Source organism: Algorimicrobium bowmanii (assembly GCF_054031195.1).
The window spans coordinates 2,102,854-2,126,474 of record NZ_CM132929.1; the positions used below are offsets into that span (position 1 = coordinate 2,102,854).

Sequence of the window (23,621 nt, forward strand, 5' to 3'; positions counted from 1 at the left end):
TACTTTTATGTTTAAATTAGCCCGTATGAAGTACTACCTATTCCTATTTGTGTCTCTATTTACAATTTCCATGGCTTTCTCACAAGAAGATAGTTTTGTTAATGGTGTGATTATTAACGCTTCAAAAGGCGAACCTATGGAAAGTGTTAATATTGTCAACTTAACACAAGTAATTGGTACTACTACCAACTCGGAAGGAGAATTTACTTTAAAAGCTAAAGCAAATGATACGCTTCACCTCTCCTACTTAGGTTTTAAATCCATAAAAGTACGTGTTACCAACGACTGGATAAAATATGGCTCTTCTACCATTCAGTTAAATGAATTAGCCCTAGCTTTAGAGGAGGTTGTAATAAATGAATTCCGTTTAACTGGTATTCTAGAAGTTGATATTCAAAATGTACCTATTAATAATAATTACCGTTATAGTATTTCAGGTTTACCAAGTACTGGTTATGAAGCCGGAAATCGTAGCAATGCCATAACAAAAGCCCTAGGAGCTATTTTTAATCCTGCAGATTTTTTATATAAGATGTTTGGAAAGAATCCGAATGAGATGAAAAAGCTCAAACAGATGAAACAGGATGACGAAATTAGAAACCTATTAGCTTCACGTTTTGACCGTGAAATGCTTACTGTTTTATTACAAGTAGACCGTGTTGACTTAGACGAAATTGTTCGTCAATGTAACTATTCTGTCGATTTTATAAACAACGCCAATGACCTTCAAATATTGGATGCCATTAGCGAATGCTATGAAGAGTACAAAGTGCTTAGTCGTAGTCGTAAAAAACGCTAAAACCCTTATGAATTTGGAGGGTTATTCTCATAATAACGCCCTACAATTTCATCGTAACTTTTAATTGTTTTTTTAATCCAATCTAAACGTTTTTCAAGCTTTTCATTTTCACTTAAACCCCAAGGTATTTCTGTTTGTTTTAGTTTAGTTGTTACGTGCTGCAATGTTATTGCTGCAGAAACAGATATATTCAGACTTTCTGTAAAACCTACCATAGGTATTTTTAAATAGCCATCGGCAGCATCTAAAACCTCTTGAGATAATCCTTCTGTTTCTCTTCCGAAGAAAAAACAAGATTTTTTAGTTACGTCAAATTCATGCAATAAACAATCGTTTGTATGTGGTGTTGTAGCTATAATTTGATAACCTTCTTCTTTTATGGCTTTAATAGCATCCTTTACATGGTGATGTCTTTTTAAATCAACCCACTTTTGAGCTCCCATTGCAATTTCGCGATCTATTCGTTTAGAATTTACCTCTTCTACAATATGCACTTCCTGGATTCCAAAAACGTCACAACTTCTAATAACAGCGCTTGTATTATGCAATTGATAAACGTCTTCCGTCGCTACCGTAAAATGCTTCGTTCGACCTTGTAAGACTTTATGAAATTTCTCACGTCTGTTATCTGTTAAAAAACCTTCTAAATGCTCTAGTAATTGAATATCAACCATATTATCTAAAATAAAAACCTGATAAAATATCAGGCTTTATAAATCGTGTTATTTTTATTAATTATCTACGTTTTCACCAATATTACCTTGAGCTATAATGGTATCTAAATTGGTGGTACTTTCATTGATGTTTATATATCCATCTATTAATAGAACAGCTTCATAATCAAATTCGGTTCCATTATCTAATTGAAAAACATTAGTCTCACTCATACCCGTTTCACCATTAACTGGATTAAAAGTAAAAACAATATCTCCAGTGGTTTCTACATCATTAGCTCTAATAAAAGCGGGATGTTCATTTCCTATCACTGTATTTTCAAGAGCTAAAACGGCTAAAGCTGAACCACCTTCACGCTTATAAAATGTAGCCGTTCCATACAATCCTGAAGCATCAACTTCAGATAATGGATATACCACAGAATCACCTGTTAAAGCATTTAAACCTATATCGCCCTGTGCAATAACCGTTTGTAAATCGGTAGGACTTAATAAAACATTTACATAACCATTAAACGCTAAAATATCTTCATATAAAAAAGGTGTACCATCATCTAATGAAACAATGTTAGTACGACTATATCCCGAATCACCATCTACTGCATTAAAACTTAAAACCGAAATACCACCTTCTAAACTGGTATTGGTTAATAGCTCTGCAGGATGTAATGTGCCGAATACAGCATTAGTAATTTCAATACGTGCTAGAGTTTCACCATTCTTACGTTCAGAAAATTTAGCAACACCACTAATATCTGGAACATCAAGAGTTTGTAATGCATAGGTTTTTGAGACACCTGTTAACTCATTCTGACCTATATCTCCATCTGCTAATAATACTGCTGTTGCATCGTTATTATAACGTACATCTATATATCCATCAAAATCTAATAATTCTTCATAGCTTACCTCTGTTCCATCATCAAACGTAGTAAAGGTTGTGGTACTTCTGCCTGATGTTCCACTTACATCATTTAAACTAATTGCTACATTCCCTGTTTCAGCTGCTGTATTGAATCTTAAATTTGCAGGATGCTCTATATTAGAAGCAATACCAGATAATACAATTTCAACTGTAATAGAAGCATCTTCATTTTTTATAATTCGCGCATCACCAATAATAGACGGGTCGGTGACAGCATTTAAGGCGTAGGTTGTTGAAACTAAACGCGATTCAAGCCTAGTAATATTATCATCACTAGAACAATTTGTAACCAAAAACAGTGCGCAAATGCTTATAAACACTAAAAAAGAATGCTTCATAAAATAGAATGTTTTTATATGGTATAAATTTACAATTAATACTAGTATCTAAAAATGGAAACGCATTAATATGCATATTTCGTGTGTATTTTTTTTTATTTTTGATATCTATGAAACATATAGTTGTATTATCTGGAGCTGGTATGAGTGCCGAAAGTGGAATTAAAACTTTTCGTGACGCCAACGGTTTATGGGAAGGACATGATGTTATGCAGGTAGCATCACCACAAGGTTTTGATGCGAATCCTGAATTGGTTTTAGATTTTTATAACCAACGAAGAAAACAACTTTTAGAAGTACACCCCAATAAGGCTCATAAAGATTTAGCAGCTTTAGAAGCAAGCTATAAAGTAACTATTATTACACAAAACGTAGATGATTTACATGAGCGCGCAGGAAGTTCTAATGTTGTTCATTTACACGGCGAATTACTAAAAGCGCGGAGTACGCATAAAGAAGGTTCTGTTGTAGAATGGAGAAAAGAGCTTAATTTAGGTGATAAGTGTCCTGATGGTTATCAAATGCGCCCCCATATTGTATGGTTTGGTGAAGCAGTACCCATGATTACAACAGCTATTGAAATTTGTAAAACTGCCGATTTACTTCTTATTATTGGTACTAGTTTACAAGTGTATCCAGCTTCAAGTTTAATGGATTATGTATCTGAGCAAACGCCAACATATTTTATAGACCCAAACCCATCATTAATAGGTAATAAGCAAGTAACCGTTATTAAAGATAAAGCTACAACAGGAGTTAAAAGTTTTATAGACACCTTTCTATAATTAACTTTTAATCTATTTAACCTTATTAATTTAAATCTATTTGCTTTAAGTTTTCAATACGATTTCGCACCAAGAAATCGTCTATAGTTTCAAAATGCTCAATAACACGTTGTTCCTTAAATTCGAAAACTTTTTGCGATAAACCTTGTAAAAAATCACGATCATGAGATACTAATATAAGCGTACCGTCGAAATTTAAAAGTGCTTCTTTTAATACATCTTTAGATTTTAAATCTAGGTGGTTTGTAGGCTCATCTAATATAAGTAGATTTACTGGTTCAAGTAATAGTTTAACCATAGCTAATCGTGTTTTTTCTCCTCCTGAAAGCACACTTACTTTTTTATCTATATCATCACCTTTGAACATAAAACCTCCCAAAATATTCTTTATCTGTGTACGAATATCTCCTTGGGCTACCTCATCAACTGTTTGGAATATAGTAAGATTCTCATCTAATAATGACGCTTGATTTTGAGCAAAATACCCAACTTTCACGTTATGACCTAATTCACACACCCCTTCCACATCAATCTCTCCCATAATAGCCTTAATCATAGTCGATTTACCTTCACCATTTCTACCTACAAAGGAAACTTTTTCACCTCTGGATATAGACATATTAGCATTTTTAAACACAACATGTTCATCATAAGATTTAGATAATTCCTTAACCGTTACCGGATAATCTCCCGAGCGTGGTGCAGGTGGAAAACGTAATTTTAATGCCGAAGTATCAATATCATCAACCTCTATAATTTCTAATTTTTCAAGCATACGTTCGCGAGAATTTACCTGATTGGTTTTCGAGTAAGTTCCTTTAAAACGTTCTATAAATGCCATATTATCGGCAATAAATTTCTGCTGTTCTTTGTACGCTTTAATTTGATGTAGTCGACGATCTTCACGAAGCTGTAAATAGTGAGTATAGTTGGCTTTATAATCATAAATACGCCCCATAGTAACCTCAATGGTTCGATTTGTAATATTATCAATAAAAGCCTTATCATGAGATATAACCATAACTGCATTAGCTTTATTTACTAGGAAATCTTCTAACCAAATTACCGATTCAATATCTATGTGGTTAGTTGGTTCATCTAATAGAATTAAATCAGGTTTTTGTAATAACATTTTAGCCAATTCTATACGCATTCTATAACCACCACTAAACTCACTGGTAAGCCTATTAAAATCCGAACGTTTAAAACCCAAACCTCTTAATGCTTTTTCAACTTCAGAGTCATAATTTACATCCTCTAAAGCATAATATTTTTCACCCAAGTCAGACACTTTGGTTATAATATCCATATACTCCTGAGACTCGTAATCAGTTCGCGTTTCTAACGCTTTATTAAGCTTTTCCATTTCGTCACGCATTTCAAAAACATGTGCAAATGCTTTAGATGCTTCTTCAAAAACAGTACAGTTATCTTCGGTTAGTAGGTGTTGCGGTAAATAAGCAATAACAGCATCTTTAGGAAAACGCACATGTCCTTTAGTTGCTTTTTGTACACCTGCTACAATTTTCATCATAGTGGATTTACCAGCACCATTTTTACCCATTAGGGCAATTTTATCATTCTCATTAATCGTAAATGAAACATCACTAAACAAAGTATGTCCACTAAACTCAACTGCTAAATTATCTACTGAAATCATGGCTTAATTTTTACAAGCGCAAAGCTATGAAAAAGCCTTTGGAATTTTTTAAATAAAACCATGTCTTATTTATTTTTTAATTCTATCCACTTACTCATAAATTTTGTGCTTTGAAGTGTGTGGTGTTGCAACATTAAACCCGTAAAATTTGTCTGCCGATGAGATGATAAATTAGCCATTAGTGTTTTTAACTTATTTGTAAAGTCTGGTTCGAAACCACACTTATCAAATCGCTCATTAATTACCTCAAAACCATTGTTTTGACAAGATTTCCAAAGATCCCTATTGATATATAACTGCACGGCGTTTTCTATAAATGTTTCAGGATTGTCAGCTATAAACCCATTAGGTTCCATATTTCCAAACAAACCTTCGGCTGCAATTTCACTCATAACACTAGGAGTTCCATTTACCATGGCATCAATAAGTTTTCCTTTCAATCCCGCACCAAACTGTAAAGGTGCTAAACAAACAGAAGATTCTTGCATAACCTTATGTACATTATCTGCAAAACCTTTTACTATAAAGCCCGTTTTTTCGTTATGTAGTTGTAAAACTTTCGGACCTGCATAGGCACCATATACATGTAATTTAGCCTTAGGAAGACGTTTACGAATTCCTGGCCAAATAACTTGCTTCAAATACAGTACCGACTGGTAATTGGGTTTATGAAAAAAATTACCAATGGTAATGAAATCTGTTCGCTTCGAATAAGAAGGCAATTTTTTAGAAGCCTCTACTGAAATGGGCTCTAATAAAAATGGTAAATAGTGTATTAAATTTTCAGGAATTTTAAAATAGTTTATAAGTAAATCCATTTCGGCTTCTGAAATAATCAAACTCAAATCGCATCTATAAATACTAGCTATTTCTCGTTTTGCTGTATCATTTATTAAATATGATTTATAATCTTTAGTTTGCGCTTTAAAGGCTAGTTCACGAGATTTTCTTAAGCCGTGTAAATCCTCAGTATCTAATAATCTAAATGCCTGGGGACAATTTTCAGACACACGCCAGCCAAATTGTTCTTCTGTTAAAAACCTATCAAATAAAACCACATCTGGCGCTTGTACTTTTATAAAATCATCAAAGCTCGAGTCATTTAATTTAATAGTATATTCAGGAATACCTATTTCTGCTAAATCAAAAGCATTTTCCGATTTAGTTGTAGCGGTAGCAAATATAATGTTAAAGCCCAAATTCTGAAACACCGCCATAATTTGTAGCATACGTGAACCCGCTGCTGAACTTTTAGGTTCGGGCCACACACAACCAATAATAAGTAATTTTTTATTCATAGCTTAACATTACTGAGGTCGTGGTGCTAAACTATAAATAATACGCATGTTTTCAGCCCAATTTACAACAGCTTCAATTTGCGTTTCAGATAAATTTGCTTCCGGATGCGCCCAAGTATAAGATTCTAGAGGCATTTCCTTGGTTTTCATCATTTCAATAAGCTCTTCTAGTTTATGATCTTTTCGTTTTACGGAATTGGCAGACCAAGTAGACACATTAAAATGCTTTTTACCATCGTTTATATGGCTTTCTAACCAAAAATTAACGGGAGTTATAGTTCCATACCAAGGGTAGTTAGTATGATTACTATGACAATCAAAACAACTTTCTTTTAAAATAGAAGTCACCTCCTCGGATGGCTTTGTTTCAGCTAAAAAAGGTTCAACCGAAGTTAAATCACCCCTGTTATCGTTTGGCCTGATAAACTGCGCTAAAACAAACAGTACTACGAGCGCGAGAAGAACTTTTTTTAGTATTTTCATTTTATGTAAATTTATAAACCAAAAATAGGAAAAACCGTGACTACCCACCAACTCTATAACCATTTAAATTATGTAAATCATTCGCGTGAAAAACGCCTTGAGTATGCCAACTTACTTTTAGATAATCCGGAGTTAATTCCTATTGTTTTAGATATTATGTTTATGGTAGATGATAAAATATCCTGCCGTGCTGCCTGGGTTTTGGAGTTTATGTGTAGTAAAAATCTTAATGCTTTAGTACCTTATTTAGATCGATTTACAACAAATTTTCATAAAATCCATTTAGATTCAGCTGTTAGACCTGTAGCTAAAATTTGCGAATATCTCTCACAATCTTATTATTCTAAAACCGCAAACACTATTAAAGAGAAACTTACTAAAACGCACCAGGAACGTATTATAGAGTGCAGTTTTGATTACCTCATTCAAGATGCAAAAATAGCCCCAAAAGCATATGCTATGAATACTTTATACCTTTTTGGAACAGAATACGAATGGATTCACCCAGAACTTTGTCTCATTTTAGAACGAGACTACCAAATGCAAAGTCCAGGTTTTAAAGCACGGGCACGAAAAATTTTAAAAAAAATAAAAAAAACAAAATAGTCTCATATCTTACTCAATAAAAACCGATTTAATCCTAACAAAAAAATCATATATTAGAAATGGGCTATCGTTATGGAATTCCCTATCTTTGGCGCTTTTAAAACACAACAACTATCATGTCTATATCCTCTTTAAATGCCATCTCTCCTATTGATGGTCGCTACCGTAATAAGGTAGAAAAATTAGCACCTTTTTTTTCAGAAGAAGCTTTAATAAAATACCGCGTTCAGGTAGAAATTGAATATTTTATTGCATTATGCGAAATACCATTACCGCAATTAGCCAATTTTGATGCCTCTTTATTTGGTGAACTACGTGCTATTTATAAAAATTTCACAGCCATTGATGCAGCTGCAATTAAAGAAATTGAAAGCGTAACAAATCACGATGTAAAAGCTGTTGAGTATTTTATAAAAGAGAAATTTGACGCTTTAAATATTTCTGAATTTAAAGAGTTTATTCATTTTGGTTTAACGTCTCAAGATATAAACAACACGTCTATTCCTTTGAGTATAAAAGAAGCTATGAATGACGTTTACTTACCAGAATACCAAGAAGTTTTAGAAAAGCTAAAAACGCTTACTGAAGATTGGAAATCTGTATCTATGTTAGCTAGAACACATGGTCAGCCGGCTTCTCCTACACGTTTAGGAAAGGAGATTCAAGTTTTTGTTACACGTTTAGAAGCTCAATTCAACTTATTAAATGATATTCCAAGTGCAGCTAAGTTTGGTGGAGCAACAGGAAACTTTAATGCACACCATGTAGCATATCCGGATATTGACTGGAAAGCTTTTGGAAGTAAGTTTGTTCAGGAAAAACTAGGGTTACACCACTCTTTTCCAACAACTCAAATAGAGCATTACGATCATATGGCTGCTTTATTTGATAATTTAAAGCGTATAAACACGATTATTATTGATTTAAATCGTGATATCTGGACATATGTTTCTATGGACTACTTTAAGCAACGTATTAAAGCTGGAGAAGTTGGTAGCTCTGCTATGCCACATAAAGTAAACCCTATAGACTTTGAAAATAGTGAAGGAAACTTAGGGATTGCAAATGCTATATTTGAACATTTAGCGGCAAAACTACCTATATCTAGACTACAAAGAGATTTAACTGACAGTACCGTTTTACGAAATGTAGGTGTTCCTTTCGGTCATACTATTATCGGGTTTAAATCTACTTTAAAAGGCTTAAATAAACTCCTATTAAACGAGAGTAAGTTTGCTGAAGATTTAGAAAATAATTGGGCGGTTGTTGCTGAAGCCATTCAAACAATCTTACGCCGTGAAGGCTATCCAAATCCATACGAAGCATTAAAAGGGTTAACCCGTACTAATGCGAAGATTAACCAACAGTCTATTGCTGACTTTATAGATACTTTGGAGGTTTCTGATTCTGTTAAAAATGAATTGAAAGTAATAACTCCAAGTAACTACACAGGTATATAATATGTTAACAGATAAACAATCTTTAGCTCTTTGCAGTATCATTTGTATAGGGTTTAGTATAGCCGGTATGTTTGATATTCTTGAAAACGTACTAGTAAGCGGAACACTTATCTTGTTAATATTTGTTATTGTATACAACATATACATCACTCATAAAAAGCGCCCATAAAAAGTGCTTTTCCATAAAAAAAGGCGACCAAATTGGTCGCCTTTTTTTATATAAATCAGCTCGCTTTTTAATTAAAAAACGCCTCTATTGTCTGTAATTGTTCTGAATTACTAAAATCGGCATTTTTAATTGCTCCAACTAGCGTTGCCATTTGTTCAATTTTCATATCAGTACCCAAAACTCTTACAATACCAAATCCCATTTCCTGAGAATTACCGAAAATTATTAGTTCGTCAGCACTTTCTTCATCTCCTAGATATTTCACATAAATCCGACTTCCACTATCACTAAATTCCATTAAATCGGTATACTTACTATTATTTAGTATATCCTTTACTTTGTTTAATTCGGCAGAATAATTATCGTTACCCATTTCATCAACTTTGTATCCCAAGAAATTTAATCGGCTAACCGATTGGTAAGCTTTTTTTTGCTCAAGCGTTAATGTTGTTTCATCTAATGTTACGATAGATCTAGGAATATCCACCGAAATAAAATTGGGTGTTTCTTGATGATCTACAAAATAAGTTTGTAAAGATGCATCAGTATTACAACCTACTAGAACTAAAAACACTAGTAAGTTGTAAATTATAAATTGACTTCTTTTTTTCATGGTAAGTGATTAATTTTTGTCTTCTAAATGTTCACCACCAGGAATATTCATTTTTTGAGTAAGTTTCGAAATTTGATTTAAATTAATATCACCTGTAAGCATAACAACTACGGTTTCAAATTCACGTTTTTTACCATTCATGTTCACGTCCATATCTTTTGTAATAGCACCTAACCCATCAACAAACATTAAAAATTCACTAACATGGTCGGAGTCTTTACCTTCCTTAACATAAAAGGTCATATTCATACCGTCATCTTTAACTTCCATTAATTCTTCTAAAGATGATTTGCGCGATTTCACCCATTTAGAAACATCAGCAGAAATAGCTTTATTACCGGTAGAAATCACTTTAAAACTTGTAATACTATTCACCATATTGATGTATTCTTGTGATTCTGGATCATCTGTATTGATATCCATTTTTGCTAACATCTGAAACATTTTAGGTTTAATTGAAACAAAAGTTACTTCAGGGTTTTCACTGTATTTAGCAAAGATATCTTGAGCTTGTGAGGCAAATGGTATCATTATAAGTGCCAAAACGAACATTAATGTGTATTTTTTCATAATATTATTTTTTGTGTTTTTTAATTGTTTTGTGTTTCCACTGCTTTTAATTGTTATCGATTGTAATTCCATTGTGATTTTTGATTAATGATTATTTTTAAAAATTTTATCTGTAGTATTATGTATTTCATTTAAGTAACCAACCTTAGACATACCTGTATTTACCGTTTTTAAGTAACTTACTTTTTCAACTCCTTTATTCATTTTAGAGGAAATCATTTCTAAGGATTTCACCACTTCATTATAGGCTAACATAGGATCTTCGTAGGTTCCTAAATCGTCTTGCTGCTGAAACGGATTATTAAAAAAGAAACTTACAGACAATGCTAACATAGCTGCAACACCAAGCCATTTATAACTAAAAACAGATTTAAATTTAATTTTACTTTTGGCTGGCATTTTAATATTTACGGTTTCTTTTTGGTTAACCGCAAAATAAGCAAACATAGGCTTATACATTTCCAAGTGTGGCGCAACATTATCCTGTGAAAAATAGTGTTTTAAGGCTAACTCTTCCTCACGTGTTGTTTCGGCATTCTCGTACTTTTCTAATAATTTCTCTATATTATTTAATACCATAGTTATGTGTATTAGTCAATTTTTCTCGTATTGTTTTTCTTGCTCTAGACAAGGTTACTCTAACCGCTGTCGGTTTCATATCTAGCATTTTAGCTATTTCATCATAATCATACTGTTCGATATCTCGTAACTGCACAACCATTTTTTGTTGATATGGTAATTCTTCCATTATTTTACCTACCCAATCTAAACTATCATTTACCTCAAGCTCTTTTTGTAAGGACACTTTATGGTCTTCATAATTACTATGAACAATTTTTAAATTTTGAGCCTGTTTAGATTTCAATTTATCTAAACAAAAGTTCTTGGTCATCGTCATAGAGAAGGCTTCAACATTTTTATAGCCGCTAATCTTCTCTTGATTATTCCACAATTTCAAAATAATTTCTTGAGTCGCATCTTCGGCTTCTTCTCTAGAAACAAGTAATCGTTTCGCTAAACGAAAAACTTTATCTTTAAATGGCATGACAATATTTAAAAATTCTGTCTGTGTCATAAATTGGTGGTTAATTGGTGATAGCTATTTTTAGGCTACTTATTATTACGACGAATAGATTTCGAAATTGTTACAAATAATTTTTAGTATGTTATAAAGTAACTACTTTTATTCAAATAAATTTGTGAAACACAAACTGCTTTTGCCATGACAAGATACTATAAACAGCTATTTATAATAATCCTTTCCTCCCTGTTTATGGGATGTTTTGAAGATATTGATGACAATCCTGCTTCTACTCGCGACCTAAATGATTTTGTTTGGCGTGGATTAAACAGTTATTATTTATATAAGGATTTTGTTCCCGATTTAGCAAATAATCATTTTGACTCCAATAATTATGAAAATTTTTTAAATGGTTTTTCAAGCCCAGAAGCTTTGTTTAATTATTTAATATATCAACCAGAAACGGTAGATAGGTTTAGTTGGATAACCTCAAACTACATCGAGTTAGAACAACAGCTAAGCGGTACAACTGAAAGTAACGGAATGGATTTTGGACTCATGCAATATCCTAATGGCTCTAATAATGTTTTTGGTTATGTAGGTTATGTATTACCTAACTCTAGCGCTAGTAACCAAGGGGTAACTCGTGGTACTATTTTTAATGCTATAAATGGAACGCCATTAACTATTACTAATTACCAAAGTTTATTAAGCGCTTCGAATTACACCATTAATCTAGCTACTTATAATGATAATAATACCATAGATACTGCTGATGATAGTATTACAAGTACGGGTGAACAAATATCCTTAGGTAAATCAACATTAACCGAAAATCCCATTTTTACAACTGCGACATTTGAAGTTGCAGGACAACAAGTTGGCTATTTAATGTATAATGGCTTTACGGCCGATTATAACTTACAGTTGAATAGTGTTTTTGGAGAATTTTTAGCAAATAACGTTCAAAATTTGGTTTTAGATTTACGTTATAATTCTGGTGGTTCGGTAAATACAGCCATACTACTATCTAGCATGATTGCCAATAGATCTGGAAACGTTTTTAGTACAGAGGTATGGAATAGTGACATTCAAGCACAATTATCAATGGAAGAGACCACCAATTACTTTACCAATACAATAAATGGAACGCCATTAAATACACTTAATCTTAATAAAGTATATATTTTAACTAGTAAACGTTCGGCATCAGCTAGCGAACTTGTTATAAACTGTTTAGATCCTTATATTGAAGTTATCCAAATAGGAACAGAAACTGCAGGTAAATTTCAGGCTTCTGTAACTTTATATGATGCGCCAGATTTTAGACGCGCAAATGCCAATCCATCTCATTTATATGCAATGCAACCTTTAGTTTTAAAATCTTTAAATGCTGTGGGTTATACAGATTATAGCGATGGCCTTTTCCCTTCTGTTAATTTGGCTGAAAACTATGGTAATATGGGTGTTTTAGGTGATGAAACTGAGCCGTTACTAGCAGCTGCTTTACAACTTATTTTAGATGATAACCGTCAAGCTTTTCCACATATTAAGGCTTTAGACTTTGTTGCCGATAAAACAAATTTCATACCCTATGCTATTGGTATGTATAAAGATTAAGAATTAAAATGCTAGTGAATATTAAATACTTAAAACAAAAAACCCAGACAAATGTCTGGGTTTTTCTATATAGTTTAAAAACTATTATATGCATTAGTTTTTAATTACACGAATAGTTTTACTCGTATTACCTATAGATACTTTTACAAAATAAGCACCTGTTTGAAGGTTAGACATGTCTACCTCACTCGCTAATGCATTAGGAGCAGTACGTAAAACCTCTTGTCCTAACATATTGTAAATAGTTACATTACTAATACTGTTTTGTGCTTTTACATTTAACACGTTTGTAACAGGGTTTGGATAGTATTGAAATAAATCATTCAAGTTATAATCTTGAGTTCCTAAAGTTGCACAACTAACTGTTGCATCCCATCCTGCATAACTACCTGAACTATCAGATTGAAATACAAATGTTAAACACCCATCTGCATTAGTAGCAGTAATAGATTGACCTGTAAGATCTCCTGTTCCATCACCTTCAGCTTGCCAACAGAAAGCGCCTTCCCTAGTACCAATACCTAAACTAGATGGTGTAATTGGTGTTCCTGTATTATCAGATCCGTCATAAATGAATAAGCTATCATAACAACCTGTACCAAAAGAACCACTACCTTCAACTATAAAACTATTAAATAAAACTGTAACCGCATCACCAACAACATCAGGGCAAATAGTTATAGTGTAATTTTCGTTATTAGCATAATTTCCTGAAGCACTTCCAGTATCATAAAACGCACCTCCACAAGCCGGTGGTAAATCTGTTGTTGTAAATGTATAAGGACCAACCCATTCACTTAAATCTCCAGCACCACAATTAGCACGCACATAATAATCGTAAGATGTAGAAGCTGATAAGCCAGTTAACTCATGAGGATTTGTTGTTGTACCTGTGATAGTTGGTGTACCTGTAGCAGTAAAATCTTCAAGACCCCATTCTATATCCCAACTTGTAGCTGAACCACTTTCTGTCCATTCTAAATTAGCTGATTCTGCTGTAATAGCGTCTGCCGTTAAACCAGTTGGATCTGGGCAAGAAATACATTCTAAGGAAATATTAAAATTAAAATCAGGATAGTTATTAATCCACGCACCAACAGCAATATAATATGTTGTACCTGCTTCAGCATAAAATGATGCTATAGCTGGATTAACACCTGCAGAATTATGAACAAACGAATCATCACAAGTTCCTTGGTTAAAACCTGAACATGTACCATCTGTACTTGCATATACATCAATTTGAGGTTCTTCACCTGACGTAGTTGAATTAGCTGTAATTTCAACAGCTCCTCCATTTCCTTCAAAAGAAAACCAAACATCATTTCCTATAGAACCTTGACAAGAATTAGAAGTACCTCCAGTAGCGCCATCGGTTGTTAAGTTTGTTAAACTATCTCCACAAGCTAAAGCTATAGCATTTTCACAAAGATCATTAGCTGGTGGTGTTGCTAAAGTTGTAAAAGTATAAGGTCCAGTCCAAGCACTATAATCGCCTCCACCACAATTAGAACGCACATAAAAATCATATGCCGTACTTGATGATAAGCCTGTTAATTCATAAGGGTTTGTAGTTACACCTGCAACAGTAGCTGTTCCTGTTGGTGTAAAATTATCAAGACCCCATTCAATATCCCAACTTGTAGCTGAATTATTTTCTGTCCATTCTAAATCTGCCGATACATCTGTTACATTCTCAGTTGATAAACCACTTGGAACTAAACAAGACGGAGCTGTACCAATACAAATATCAAAGGTAGCTTGTGCCAATAAAGAAGACGTAACCCCATGATAAGCAGAAACTCTAACTAAATATGTTGTACCAACAGTTAGTCCTGAAACATCAAATTCATTAGGATCTGAATCATCAACTAAAGTTAAAGCATTACAACCAGAGCTTGCATCATAAACGCCATAAGCTAAATCAGTACTAGTTCCTATTACCGCTGTAACATTTGAAACAGTTACTCTATGCTCATCTTTTGTTGCTACAAAAGAAAACCAAACATCTACATCTGTAGCCCCAATCATATCATCAGCTTGAGCAGATGCAGTAGCATACACGTTTGTAGCAGAAGTTACTGAACCACACGCATAATCATCATTTACAGTTAAAGCAGTAGCATTATCACAATTATCATTTACCGGAGGACAACCATCCAATTGATACTCACCAATTTCAAAATCACAAACGGCTAAAGTGTGAGTAACCTCTAACGTTGCAGCTTCACCAAAAGCATATGGTCCTGCAGTAACCGTATCTCCAACCAAAGGAAATACTGAAGTACCATCTGTAACAGAAAGAGCATTATTAACTTCTGCAAATGTAACATTCAACGTGTACGTATTAGTCGTACAATCTGGTACTAATACAACGTCATCAACAACTGCCATCGCACAACCTAAATCTTGTTGAGCAACAAAATTATCAACAATAAAATAATAGTCTCCCGTTGACCATGTGTTATACACACGTAATTTAACATCTGAACCTTCTGGTAAACTAGCTGCCGGTATAGAAGTAGACAAACTAGCACAATCAGCAGAAACCGTATGGTTCACGTCATTAAGAGTATAAACAGTTGTCCAACTACCACCATCATCTAAAGAAAATTGAATTTCAGCAGTTCCCCAATCAGTAGCACCATCTCCACCAGAGTAATTGATAATTTTGTAGTCCATACTAATCATCAAATCTGTAGCATTAGATGCAGCTACTAAATTTGGTGAAGTTAAATTCCCCGTTTCACTCCAACTGTAAAGATTATCACGCTGAGAACTCCCGTCGCAAGCTGATATTGGACTATTAAGATAACTTCCTGTCCATCCAGTACTTCCTGAATTAAAATTTTCATTAATGTTTACTTGAGATTGAGCTTGCCAACAACAGACAAATGCCAAAAACGCAAATACTTGAATTGTAATTTTTTTCATTCTAAATTTTGATTAGTTATTAATTTAAGACCCTAAGATATTATTTAATATAATCTTAACATTAAAGGAGCAACCTAAATCGACAAAATGCATATTTCAACGATTAAAAACATGTTAAGATTTACATATATCTAACAGATTTCAAAATTTTTTGAATTCTATTCATACTTTAAAGTGAAATCAAATAATATATGCAACTTTTAAGAGTTTTTAACAAAACACACCAACTTAAAGAGTATAAATTTTGAGTATTTACATTTTTTTTACTTTATGGTGTTAAAACAGACAAAGTATAATATCTTACTTTCTCATTTATTTTCATCATATGAATAAAAACATTGTTTATTTTAATTGGAGTACTGGAAAAGATTCCGCTTTAGCCTTACATTATTTACTTCAAAGCAAAACGGATTATGTAGGTAAACTAATAACTACTGTAAACAGCCATTACAATCGTGTTACCATGCACGGTTTACGAGTAGCATTTATTTATAAACAAGCATCAGCAATAGGACTTCCAATTTCTGTTATAGAACTACCAGAACAGGGCAACATTAACGATTATAATAAGGTGATGCAAGCAGCTACGAAAAAACTAAAAAACGAAGGGTTTACTCATGCCGCATTTGGAGATATATTTTTAGAAGACTTAAAGTTTTATCGTGAAAAGCAATTAAAACTACAACAGCTAGAAACGTGTTTTCCGTTATGGAAAAAGAACACCAAACAATTAATACAAGAGTTTATTAATCTAGGTTTTAAAGCCATTATTGTTTGTGCAGATGCAACCTATTTCTCAGAAGACTTTGTTGGCCAAACTATAGACGAAGACCTTATTGCTAATTTACCAGAAACTGTTGACCCTTGTGGTGAAAATGGAGAGTTTCACACCTTTTGCTATGATGGTCCTATTTTTAAAGAACCCATTGCCTTTACAATTGGAGAAAAGACATACCGGGAATACCCCGCACCAAACTCGAAAACAGAAACAGTTGGATTTTGGTTTTGTGATTTATTACCTAAACCATAAAAAAAGCTATTATAATTACTAATTTACTAGCAACTATAATAGCTTTAACTAAATTTTAAAAAAACAGATTATGTTACTGTTTAATCAATTTATATAAACCATTTTTTGTTCCGGTTGTAATTTTAACTAAATACATTCCTGGTTTTAAATTGGAAATATTGAAGGATTTTTTAGCCGAATTCTTGAATTGTTTAACCAATTTACCAGTTACAGAATATATTTCTACGTCCATTATTTGAATATTACTTTGAATATTAAAGACGTTTGAAGCTGGATTAGGATACATTTTTAAATCCGCAATAGCCTCAGCATTTACAGATAAACTTGCTTGATTTATAACACCAACGGCATTTAAATCAAAACCACCTGAATTAAACGCTGTTGGAAAAGGATCATTAACCATATTTCCATAAGAGTCAACAGAAGCATATTCAGGCATAATAGTACCTACAACGTCGATAACTTTAACATGTGTAATAGCATTTTTATCTAACATGGCATTATCTGCTATATCGCTAATATCAAATGGGGTACCAAATCCTGAACGGTATTTACCTGCTAAGTTATTAATATAAGTAGCATCTACACTTCCAAAACCAGGTACTTGTGTATCTGTAGGTGTTTGACTGTGTGCTGGAAACCTAAAAAAGTTAACACCATCAGAACTAATTTCAACAAATGCTAATTCTAAAAAGGTATCACTAAAACCATTCTCAAAAACTGCAAAATCATACCCTGAACCATCTCTAATTGGGGTATCGAAAGTTAAAATAGCCTCACCTGCATCACCTAAACTTACTACTGAACTATTAGCTGCTCCTATTGGTGACGTTTCTGAACCAACCGATGCGTAATTATCACCGTTATAGGTTACTGAAGGGTCTGATATATTTACTAAACCTCTAGTAATTGTAGCACCAGAAGCCCAGTCCACAAACAATGTACTGCTTGACTCGATAGCTGTTGTACCTTCTTGTCCTACTGGTGGCGCATAAATACCTAGTTCCATAGTATATTTATAAACTCCATTTGGAATAAGTCCAACTGTATAAGTGTTTTGTAAAGCTCCTGAAATATTATAAGCTGCTACCTGTCCACTACTTACATAATCGCCTGCATCAGATAAATATAGCACCTCGTCAATTAATGATAAACCGTAAGCTATATTGATATTTTGAGCAGCAGTATTAATGAATTCTGTACTTGGTAAAGTTGCTGAAAAATCGAAACTATAAATATTATTATTTAAAACATAGTAAACAGTTCCTGCTCCTAATTGCATATAATTTGGATGCTCTCCTAAAGTAAAATCATAAGTGTTCATGGTTGAGAAATCTTCCAAATCTATTCTATATAACTGACCAATAGTCTCACTTCCTGTCCATGCTGGCGTACCACCACAAAGCACGTATAAATAATCGTCATCTGCAGATATTGAGTTAGGCACATCTCCAACAGCTAATTGAGAAACGGAATCATCTGCTATGTTTATAACAGAAACTGAATTTCCTTGTCCGTAACCACCTTGATGAGCTACAAATAATTGGTTGTTCTTTTTAACAATATTTTCAGGTCCTTCAACAACTGAAATACTACGTATTACTGTATTGGTTTCTAAATTTAAAACAGCCACATAATCATCGTTAGGATCTACAGGATCACCCCAATCTGTTATATAAGCCATGCCATCATCAAATACTATATAACGTGGGTTTGAAAAGCCAGTAGACACCGTTGTAATATGTGCAAAAGTAGTACGATTAACAACTACAACTTCACCAGTGCCACCTGAAATAATATAAGCATTATCGCCATAAAACCCCATGTCCTGCGCTAACTGTCCGATAGTTGAACCTATATTTACAGCTGCATAGATATCATTTGTTAAAACACCAGCATTACTCAAATAAGAAACCGATGCTGTATTGGTTCCGAACATGCCTTCATTTAAAACAAAAATACCATCATCATAACTTCCTTGTGCAAAACCTGTGAAGGTCAAAAAAGCAAAAATAAATGATACTAAGAATTGGTAATTTTTTTTCATTGTATTGGGTTTAAAATTTAATTAATTGTTATTATAAAATCCGTTAGGAATAATTTTAGTAGGATAGCTTTCTATATATGTACCGTTTAATGCATACTTAAAAACAGTTCCATTAGAAACATAATCTTTAGCGTCAGCTAGGTAAAATGTATCATTTATAATACTCATACCGTATAAAGCCTGTAAATTCTGTCCGTTAGTTGAAAACAATGCTGCGGTTGGCAAAGTAAAATTAGCTGTATCTACTTGATAGATACTAGAATTTAAGGCATAATAAAGAGTATTATTGTTTAGTTCTAAATAATTTGGATGTGCTTCTGATTGAAAATCTAACTGATTCGAAACCGTATTCGTTAGCATATCTATTTTATATAAACCTGCTAAGGTTTCAGCACCTGTATAAGCGGCTTTTCCAGAACACATAACATACAAATCATTAAAATGTTTAACCATTTTAGTAGGAACATCACCAACATCTATAGTTGTTACAACTGTATTGGTGTTAGAATTTAAAACCGAAATTGTATTACCATAACCCCAACCTCCTGAATGGGCCACATATAAATTAGCATTGCTATTTATAATATAATCTGGGCCTTCAGCAACCGATATAGTTTGTGTTACCGTATAGCTATCCAAATCTATAACAGCTACATAGTCATCTGTTGTATCTGCTGGATCTCCCCAATTAGTTACATATCCTTTTCCGTTATTAAAAACCATATATCTAGGTGATAAAATTTGATTTTCAATAGTAGTTATATGTTCAAAAGAATAACGATTTACAACTTCAATTGTGTTCGAGTTATTTAGAAGAATAAATGCTTTATCTTCATAAAACGCCATGCTTTGTGCTACATCACCTAAATCTATTTCGTTTACAGAATAAAACACATTATGATATATTTCATCGGTATTATCTATAAATGAAACTGAAGCATTTGAATATGTGTATCCACCTTCGTTCAATACAAACACACCATTAGCGTAATCTCCAGACGCTGGGGGATCTCCTATAATGATATCACGATCGTCACTCGTACAATTTTGTAGCATCACTGCTAAAACACAGAAGCTAAATAGTTTTAAAAATTTTGTCATTATTTTTATATATTAAAATTGAAATAAATATTAAAGTTTCTACTAGGCATGGGTCTGTTTTGAACACTCTCATAGGATTCATCCCATAGGTTTAAAATCTGAAATCCTAATGTGTATTTTTTAGACGACTTCCCTAAACTATACTCTAAACCTAAATTTGCTAACATGTAACTATTTACAATATGCTCTGGCGCATTATCAGTTGTCGTAAACACTTCTCCATTGTTTATAAATTGATAGTAAGCAGACCATTTTTTATAATTATAACTGAAAGCAGTTGTTAGTTTATGGTAGGGCACATAAATTAATTGCTTGTTTGTTTCATCATTTTCTGACACAGTATAAGCATAAGTAGCTGTTAAATCTAAAACATGATTCCCAAAGGCTTTATGCGCTTTAAAAACACTTTCCAAACCATAAATTGTTACATTCTCGGTGTTTTGAGGTCGCCAAATACCATTATTATCGGGAACCCACATTAACAAGTCCTCAACCTTATTATAGTACCCCGTTATATTAAGCGAGATATTTGAAATATGAAACACATGACTAAACTCCCCTTGATAGGATAATTCAGGCTTTAAATCGGATCTTCCAAGACCTTCCCAATACAGATCGTTATAGGTTGGTATTCTAAAATTTTTAGATGTATTTAGTTTTAAAGTATAAAAAGATGTGAGCTTTGCTTGAAGACCTGCCGAATACAAAAAGGGACTTTCATAAGTATTATTTAATTCCTGACGGAAACTTACCTCATATAATAAACTATTATTTACTTGATGTTTTATTCCAAATACAACAGAACCTAAATGTCGTGTTTCGTTTTGTATATCGGAGCCTTCGCCTGAATTTCTATTATAATTCACACCTCCATTTAAAAGAATACGACCAATCTCATAGTCTAAATTATACTTAACAAACAAACTTTCTACATCCCCATAAGTAAAAAAATCTCTATCTATATTAGGGTAATATTCATACTTTTCAGTTAAGTAAGCTACCTTAGTATTTGAAGTAAGCTTATCAGACCTCCACTCCCATTCCGCCATACTACGCGTGTTGAAGTCATAGTACTTTGTTTTTAATGCATTTGGTGTTGGTAGCGAAAAATTACGCTTACCATCATAAATATTAGCATATAAGTTTACAGTATGCTTATCGTTTAATTTAAATCCAAAAGTGCTACTAATATTAGTATTATTGAATTGCCCATTTTCATTGGTTCTTTCTGAATCTGGATACTCATAATCATTATCTGAACCTTGTCTCGAAACCCCTAAAGAAAAACTAGTTTTTGTAGTTGAAAGAGTCGTTTTATAGTCGACACCATAAGTATTGAAACTTCCATATTTTAAAAATAAATCGTTCTTGAAAGAATCTATATATGCAATTGTATTATCTAAATAAATACTACCACCAATAGCATTACTTCCATCTACAACACTCCCGCCTCCTGATTTTACAACAACTTGATCGAAGCCTCGTGTATTAATGGTATTAAAATCGGTCTGACCTGTAGTTTGTGAATTTATTGGGATGCCATTCCATAAAACGGCAGTTTGTTGCGCTGTAGTACCTCTAAAACTTACCGAAGACACCATGCCTAAACCATTCTCTTTTAAGTATATTGAAGAGTTAAAGTTTAATAAGCTTGTTAATGAGGCTTGATTTCGTTTTAAAACACTATCATTTAAAACAGTTTGATTTGTAGTATAAACAGAATCCTTTAGTTTAACATATTTTAGGTTTACCTCATTTAACTCCGTTACAGGCTCAACTTGTGCAAAAGTTGCTGTAACAAATAGGCATATCAAATATGTAATAAATCGATTCATAAATCTAAAAGCTCTTTACCCGAAAGCTCAATATATTTTAGGTTATGAATATGGCAGGTCTCCTGACTTGCGTCCTCGTGTAGGTCTTCCCATCCTTTAAAATTATAGGACAGTGACATGAAGTTTAACACGAAGCTTATTAGCTTACAGTTGCGGGAACAGTTCTGGAGTTTAACCAGATTCCCTTTTAATTGAATTAACCAAATTGGCTATAAAACATAATTTTATTACATGTTTAAACCAGTTGATTTACCTTCAAACCAAATTCTCTGCAAAAATAGGTATTCTTTTTAGATACACCGTATGAAGTCTATTTTTTCTTATTCATTTTATAGAGTAAATATATAAACCCAATCAAAAAATGAAAGATAATAACAGCAGCTACTATATATAGTGTTACATTTGAACCGTTACGCATAGTTAATTATTTTCTATAAATTTACGCGATTTTTAATCCTCTAAATGTTACAAATGTTACATAATAAAACCTTTTTAGTCACTTTTTTTTTAAGTCTATTACTTTGGAATTGTCAAGATAAAACAACTAAAAATGCAGCTATAGAAGCTAGTGTAACAGAGAGTATAAAACTTAATTACGCTACTGGTTTTAGTATTTCGAAATCTAAAAATTTCACCGTCTTAAACATCTCAAACCCTTGGCCTAATTCTGAAAAAAATTACCGCTATCTACTACTAACCAAAGAGCAGGCATCGGTAAGTACGTTCAATGCTTCAGATTATGATGGAATTGTTACGATTCCAATTCAAAAAATGGTTGTAACATCTACAACACATATCCCGGCTTTAGAATTATTAGAAGTTGAAAACACTTTAATTGGTTTTCCTGGCACCGATTATGTTTCATCCGTAAACACTCGTAAACTAATAGAAAGTAACGCGGTACGTGAACTAGGAAAAAATGAAGGTATTAACACCGAAGTTTTATTAGATATTAACCCCGATGTTGTAATTGGTTTTGGTATTGATGGAAATAACAAAACTTTCGAAACCATAAAAAAATCAGGTATTCCTGTTATTTATAATGGTGATTGGGTTGAAACATCTCCTTTAGCCAAGGCTGAATGGATTAAATTTTTTGGAGCTTTGTATAATAAAAATGAACTTGCCGAATCCGTATTTAAAGATATAGAAAGCAACTATTTAGAAGCCAAAAAACTAGCTCAAAACACAAAAAAACAACCACGTATATTAAGTGGCGCTATGCATAAAGATATTTGGTATTTACCAAGCGGAACAAGCCCAGAAGCTCAATTATTAAAAGATGCTAACACCAACTACTTATGGCAAAACACAGAAAGCAAAGGGAGTCTTGCTTTAAATTTTGAAGCCGTTTTCAGCACAGCAAAAGATGCCGATATTTGGATTAGCCCATCTTATTACAACTCACTTGAAACTTTAGAAAAAGCAAACGCTCACTACACAACTTTTGATGCCTTTAAAAATAGAAGTATATATTCTTTTGTAAATACTACTGGAAAAACAGGCGGCGTAACCTATTATGAGCTTGGAACGGCAAGACCGGATTTAGTATTAAAAGATTTAGTAAAAATTACACATCCAGAACTCCTGGAAAACTATAAACTGCATTTTTTCAAACTCTTAAATTAACTATTTTATAGTTTTAAACTAGGT

The 23,621-nt window shown here is 33.0% G+C and carries 20 protein-coding genes and 1 riboswitch; of the genes, 7 read left to right on the forward strand and 13 right to left on the reverse strand.

The window, feature by feature from the left end:
* Positions 1-25 precede the first annotated feature (25 nt).
* Positions 26-799: a carboxypeptidase-like regulatory domain-containing protein gene (locus ACW5R3_RS09265; protein ID WP_456576731.1), complete on the forward strand. Its 774-nt coding sequence runs from the start codon at positions 26-28 to the stop codon at positions 797-799.
* A gap of 5 nt (positions 800-804) precedes the next feature.
* Here ACW5R3_RS09265 and ACW5R3_RS09270 read toward each other — a convergent pair whose 3' ends face one another.
* Both ACW5R3_RS09270 and ACW5R3_RS09275 read right to left on the reverse strand, forming a co-directional pair.
* Complete coding sequence (locus tag ACW5R3_RS09270; RefSeq protein ID WP_456576732.1) at positions 805-1,473, reverse strand: TrmH family RNA methyltransferase; 669 nt, start codon at positions 1,471-1,473, stop codon at positions 805-807.
* A gap of 57 nt (positions 1,474-1,530) precedes the next feature.
* Entirely contained in the window at positions 1,531-2,736 is a 1,206-nt protein-coding gene (locus ACW5R3_RS09275; RefSeq protein WP_456576733.1) for a hypothetical protein, read from the reverse strand.
* 110 nt (positions 2,737-2,846) lie between these two features.
* Between ACW5R3_RS09275 and ACW5R3_RS09280 the strand changes: the two genes are divergently transcribed.
* A complete protein-coding gene (locus ACW5R3_RS09280) occupies positions 2,847-3,521 on the forward strand; it encodes an SIR2 family NAD-dependent protein deacylase (protein WP_456576734.1) in 675 nt (224 codons plus the stop codon).
* Positions 3,522-3,546: 25 nt separating this feature from the next.
* Here ACW5R3_RS09280 and ACW5R3_RS09285 read toward each other — a convergent pair whose 3' ends face one another.
* The 3 genes from ACW5R3_RS09285 to ACW5R3_RS09295 all read right to left on the reverse strand — a co-directional run bounded on the left by ACW5R3_RS09285 (position 3,547) and on the right by ACW5R3_RS09295 (position 6,962).
* A complete protein-coding gene (locus tag ACW5R3_RS09285; RefSeq protein ID WP_456576735.1) occupies positions 3,547-5,181 on the reverse strand; it encodes an ABC-F family ATP-binding cassette domain-containing protein in 1,635 nt (544 codons plus the stop codon).
* 65 nt (positions 5,182-5,246) lie between these two features.
* Positions 5,247-6,479 carry a glycosyltransferase gene (locus tag ACW5R3_RS09290; RefSeq protein ID WP_456576736.1) on the reverse strand — a complete coding sequence of 411 codons (1,233 nt, stop codon included), beginning with the start codon at positions 6,477-6,479 and terminating at the stop codon, positions 5,247-5,249.
* A 9-nt stretch (positions 6,480-6,488) separates the two neighbouring features.
* Entirely contained in the window at positions 6,489-6,962 is a 474-nt protein-coding gene (locus ACW5R3_RS09295) for a heme-binding domain-containing protein (RefSeq protein ID WP_456576737.1), read from the reverse strand.
* Positions 6,963-6,998: 36 nt separating this feature from the next.
* On the opposite strand from ACW5R3_RS09295, the gene ACW5R3_RS09300 reads away from it, so the two are divergent.
* Both ACW5R3_RS09300 and purB read left to right on the forward strand, forming a co-directional pair.
* On the forward strand, positions 6,999-7,568 hold the full coding sequence (locus ACW5R3_RS09300) for an adenylosuccinate lyase (protein ID WP_456576738.1): 570 nt from the start codon (positions 6,999-7,001) through the stop codon (positions 7,566-7,568).
* A gap of 116 nt (positions 7,569-7,684) precedes the next feature.
* The gene (gene purB, locus ACW5R3_RS09305) at positions 7,685-9,028 is read left to right on the forward strand and encodes an adenylosuccinate lyase (protein ID WP_456576739.1); all 1,344 of its coding nucleotides are present in this window, start codon (positions 7,685-7,687) and stop codon (positions 9,026-9,028) included.
* Between the two features lie 236 nt (positions 9,029-9,264).
* On the opposite strand, the gene ACW5R3_RS09310 is transcribed toward purB, so the two are convergent.
* The 4 genes from ACW5R3_RS09310 to ACW5R3_RS09325 all read right to left on the reverse strand — a co-directional run bounded on the left by ACW5R3_RS09310 (position 9,265) and on the right by ACW5R3_RS09325 (position 11,455).
* A complete protein-coding gene (locus ACW5R3_RS09310; RefSeq protein ID WP_456576740.1) occupies positions 9,265-9,810 on the reverse strand; it encodes a DUF4252 domain-containing protein in 546 nt (181 codons plus the stop codon).
* Between the two features lie 9 nt (positions 9,811-9,819).
* The gene (locus ACW5R3_RS09315) at positions 9,820-10,380 is read right to left on the reverse strand and encodes a DUF4252 domain-containing protein (RefSeq protein ID WP_456576741.1); all 561 of its coding nucleotides are present in this window, start codon (positions 10,378-10,380) and stop codon (positions 9,820-9,822) included.
* A gap of 84 nt (positions 10,381-10,464) precedes the next feature.
* Positions 10,465-10,959, reverse strand: coding sequence for a hypothetical protein (locus ACW5R3_RS09320; protein WP_456576742.1), 495 nt, complete (start codon positions 10,957-10,959; stop codon positions 10,465-10,467).
* On the reverse strand, positions 10,946-11,455 hold the full coding sequence (locus tag ACW5R3_RS09325; protein WP_456576743.1) for an RNA polymerase sigma factor: 510 nt from the start codon (positions 11,453-11,455) through the stop codon (positions 10,946-10,948). Before ACW5R3_RS09325 ends, ACW5R3_RS09320 begins: the two co-directional genes overlap by 14 nt.
* A 147-nt stretch (positions 11,456-11,602) precedes the next feature.
* On the opposite strand from ACW5R3_RS09325, the gene ACW5R3_RS09330 reads away from it, so the two are divergent.
* Positions 11,603-13,021: a S41 family peptidase gene (locus ACW5R3_RS09330; RefSeq protein ID WP_456576744.1), complete on the forward strand. Its 1,419-nt coding sequence runs from the start codon at positions 11,603-11,605 to the stop codon at positions 13,019-13,021.
* Positions 13,022-13,114: 93 nt separating this feature from the next.
* Here ACW5R3_RS09330 and ACW5R3_RS09335 read toward each other — a convergent pair whose 3' ends face one another.
* A complete protein-coding gene (locus tag ACW5R3_RS09335; protein ID WP_456576745.1) occupies positions 13,115-15,955 on the reverse strand; it encodes a fibronectin type III domain-containing protein in 2,841 nt (946 codons plus the stop codon).
* Between the two features lie 325 nt (positions 15,956-16,280).
* Between ACW5R3_RS09335 and ACW5R3_RS09340 the strand changes: the two genes are divergently transcribed.
* Positions 16,281-16,985, forward strand: a complete 705-nt coding sequence (locus ACW5R3_RS09340) for a Dph6-related ATP pyrophosphatase (RefSeq protein WP_456576746.1) — start codon at positions 16,281-16,283, stop codon at positions 16,983-16,985.
* A gap of 73 nt (positions 16,986-17,058) precedes the next feature.
* Here ACW5R3_RS09340 and ACW5R3_RS09345 read toward each other — a convergent pair whose 3' ends face one another.
* The 3 genes from ACW5R3_RS09345 to ACW5R3_RS09355 are packed head-to-tail and all read right to left on the reverse strand — an operon-like array spanning position 17,059 to position 21,968.
* Positions 17,059-19,032: a DUF5074 domain-containing protein gene (locus ACW5R3_RS09345; protein WP_456576747.1), complete on the reverse strand. Its 1,974-nt coding sequence runs from the start codon at positions 19,030-19,032 to the stop codon at positions 17,059-17,061.
* A gap of 21 nt (positions 19,033-19,053) precedes the next feature.
* Positions 19,054-20,133 carry a YncE family protein gene (locus ACW5R3_RS09350; protein WP_456576748.1) on the reverse strand — a complete coding sequence of 360 codons (1,080 nt, stop codon included), beginning with the start codon at positions 20,131-20,133 and terminating at the stop codon, positions 19,054-19,056.
* Between the two features lie 5 nt (positions 20,134-20,138).
* On the reverse strand, positions 20,139-21,968 hold the full coding sequence (locus ACW5R3_RS09355; protein ID WP_456576749.1) for a TonB-dependent receptor plug domain-containing protein: 1,830 nt from the start codon (positions 21,966-21,968) through the stop codon (positions 20,139-20,141).
* A gap of 35 nt (positions 21,969-22,003) precedes the next feature.
* Positions 22,004-22,188: riboswitch (cobalamin riboswitch) on the reverse strand.
* A 251-nt stretch (positions 22,189-22,439) separates the two neighbouring features.
* On the opposite strand from ACW5R3_RS09355, the gene ACW5R3_RS09360 reads away from it, so the two are divergent.
* A complete protein-coding gene (locus tag ACW5R3_RS09360) occupies positions 22,440-23,597 on the forward strand; it encodes an ABC transporter substrate-binding protein (RefSeq protein WP_456576750.1) in 1,158 nt (385 codons plus the stop codon).
* Positions 23,598-23,621 lie beyond the last annotated feature (24 nt).

Coding starts and splice junctions, on each gene's coding strand:
- ACW5R3_RS09265 (WP_456576731.1), top strand. CDS start 26: ATGAAGTACTACCTATTCCTATTTGTGTCTCTATTTACAATTTCCATG.
- ACW5R3_RS09270 (WP_456576732.1), bottom strand. CDS start 1,473: ATGGTTGATATTCAATTACTAGAGCATTTAGAAGGTTTTTTAACAGAT.
- ACW5R3_RS09275 (WP_456576733.1), bottom strand. CDS start 2,736: ATGAAGCATTCTTTTTTAGTGTTTATAAGCATTTGCGCACTGTTTTTG.
- ACW5R3_RS09280 (WP_456576734.1), top strand. CDS start 2,847: ATGAAACATATAGTTGTATTATCTGGAGCTGGTATGAGTGCCGAAAGT.
- ACW5R3_RS09285 (WP_456576735.1), bottom strand. CDS start 5,181: ATGATTTCAGTAGATAATTTAGCAGTTGAGTTTAGTGGACATACTTTG.
- ACW5R3_RS09290 (WP_456576736.1), bottom strand. CDS start 6,479: ATGAATAAAAAATTACTTATTATTGGTTGTGTGTGGCCCGAACCTAAA.
- ACW5R3_RS09295 (WP_456576737.1), bottom strand. CDS start 6,962: ATGAAAATACTAAAAAAAGTTCTTCTCGCGCTCGTAGTACTGTTTGTT.
- purB (WP_456576739.1), top strand. CDS start 7,685: ATGTCTATATCCTCTTTAAATGCCATCTCTCCTATTGATGGTCGCTAC.
- ACW5R3_RS09310 (WP_456576740.1), bottom strand. CDS start 9,810: ATGAAAAAAAGAAGTCAATTTATAATTTACAACTTACTAGTGTTTTTA.
- ACW5R3_RS09315 (WP_456576741.1), bottom strand. CDS start 10,380: ATGAAAAAATACACATTAATGTTCGTTTTGGCACTTATAATGATACCA.
- ACW5R3_RS09320 (WP_456576742.1), bottom strand. CDS start 10,959: ATGGTATTAAATAATATAGAGAAATTATTAGAAAAGTACGAGAATGCC.
- ACW5R3_RS09325 (WP_456576743.1), bottom strand. CDS start 11,455: ATGACACAGACAGAATTTTTAAATATTGTCATGCCATTTAAAGATAAA.
- ACW5R3_RS09330 (WP_456576744.1), top strand. CDS start 11,603: ATGACAAGATACTATAAACAGCTATTTATAATAATCCTTTCCTCCCTG.
- ACW5R3_RS09335 (WP_456576745.1), bottom strand. CDS start 15,955: ATGAAAAAAATTACAATTCAAGTATTTGCGTTTTTGGCATTTGTCTGT.
- ACW5R3_RS09340 (WP_456576746.1), top strand. CDS start 16,281: ATGAATAAAAACATTGTTTATTTTAATTGGAGTACTGGAAAAGATTCC.
- ACW5R3_RS09345 (WP_456576747.1), bottom strand. CDS start 19,032: ATGAAAAAAAATTACCAATTCTTAGTATCATTTATTTTTGCTTTTTTG.
- ACW5R3_RS09350 (WP_456576748.1), bottom strand. CDS start 20,133: ATGACAAAATTTTTAAAACTATTTAGCTTCTGTGTTTTAGCAGTGATG.
- ACW5R3_RS09355 (WP_456576749.1), bottom strand. CDS start 21,968: ATGAATCGATTTATTACATATTTGATATGCCTATTTGTTACAGCAACT.
- ACW5R3_RS09360 (WP_456576750.1), top strand. CDS start 22,440: ATGTTACATAATAAAACCTTTTTAGTCACTTTTTTTTTAAGTCTATTA.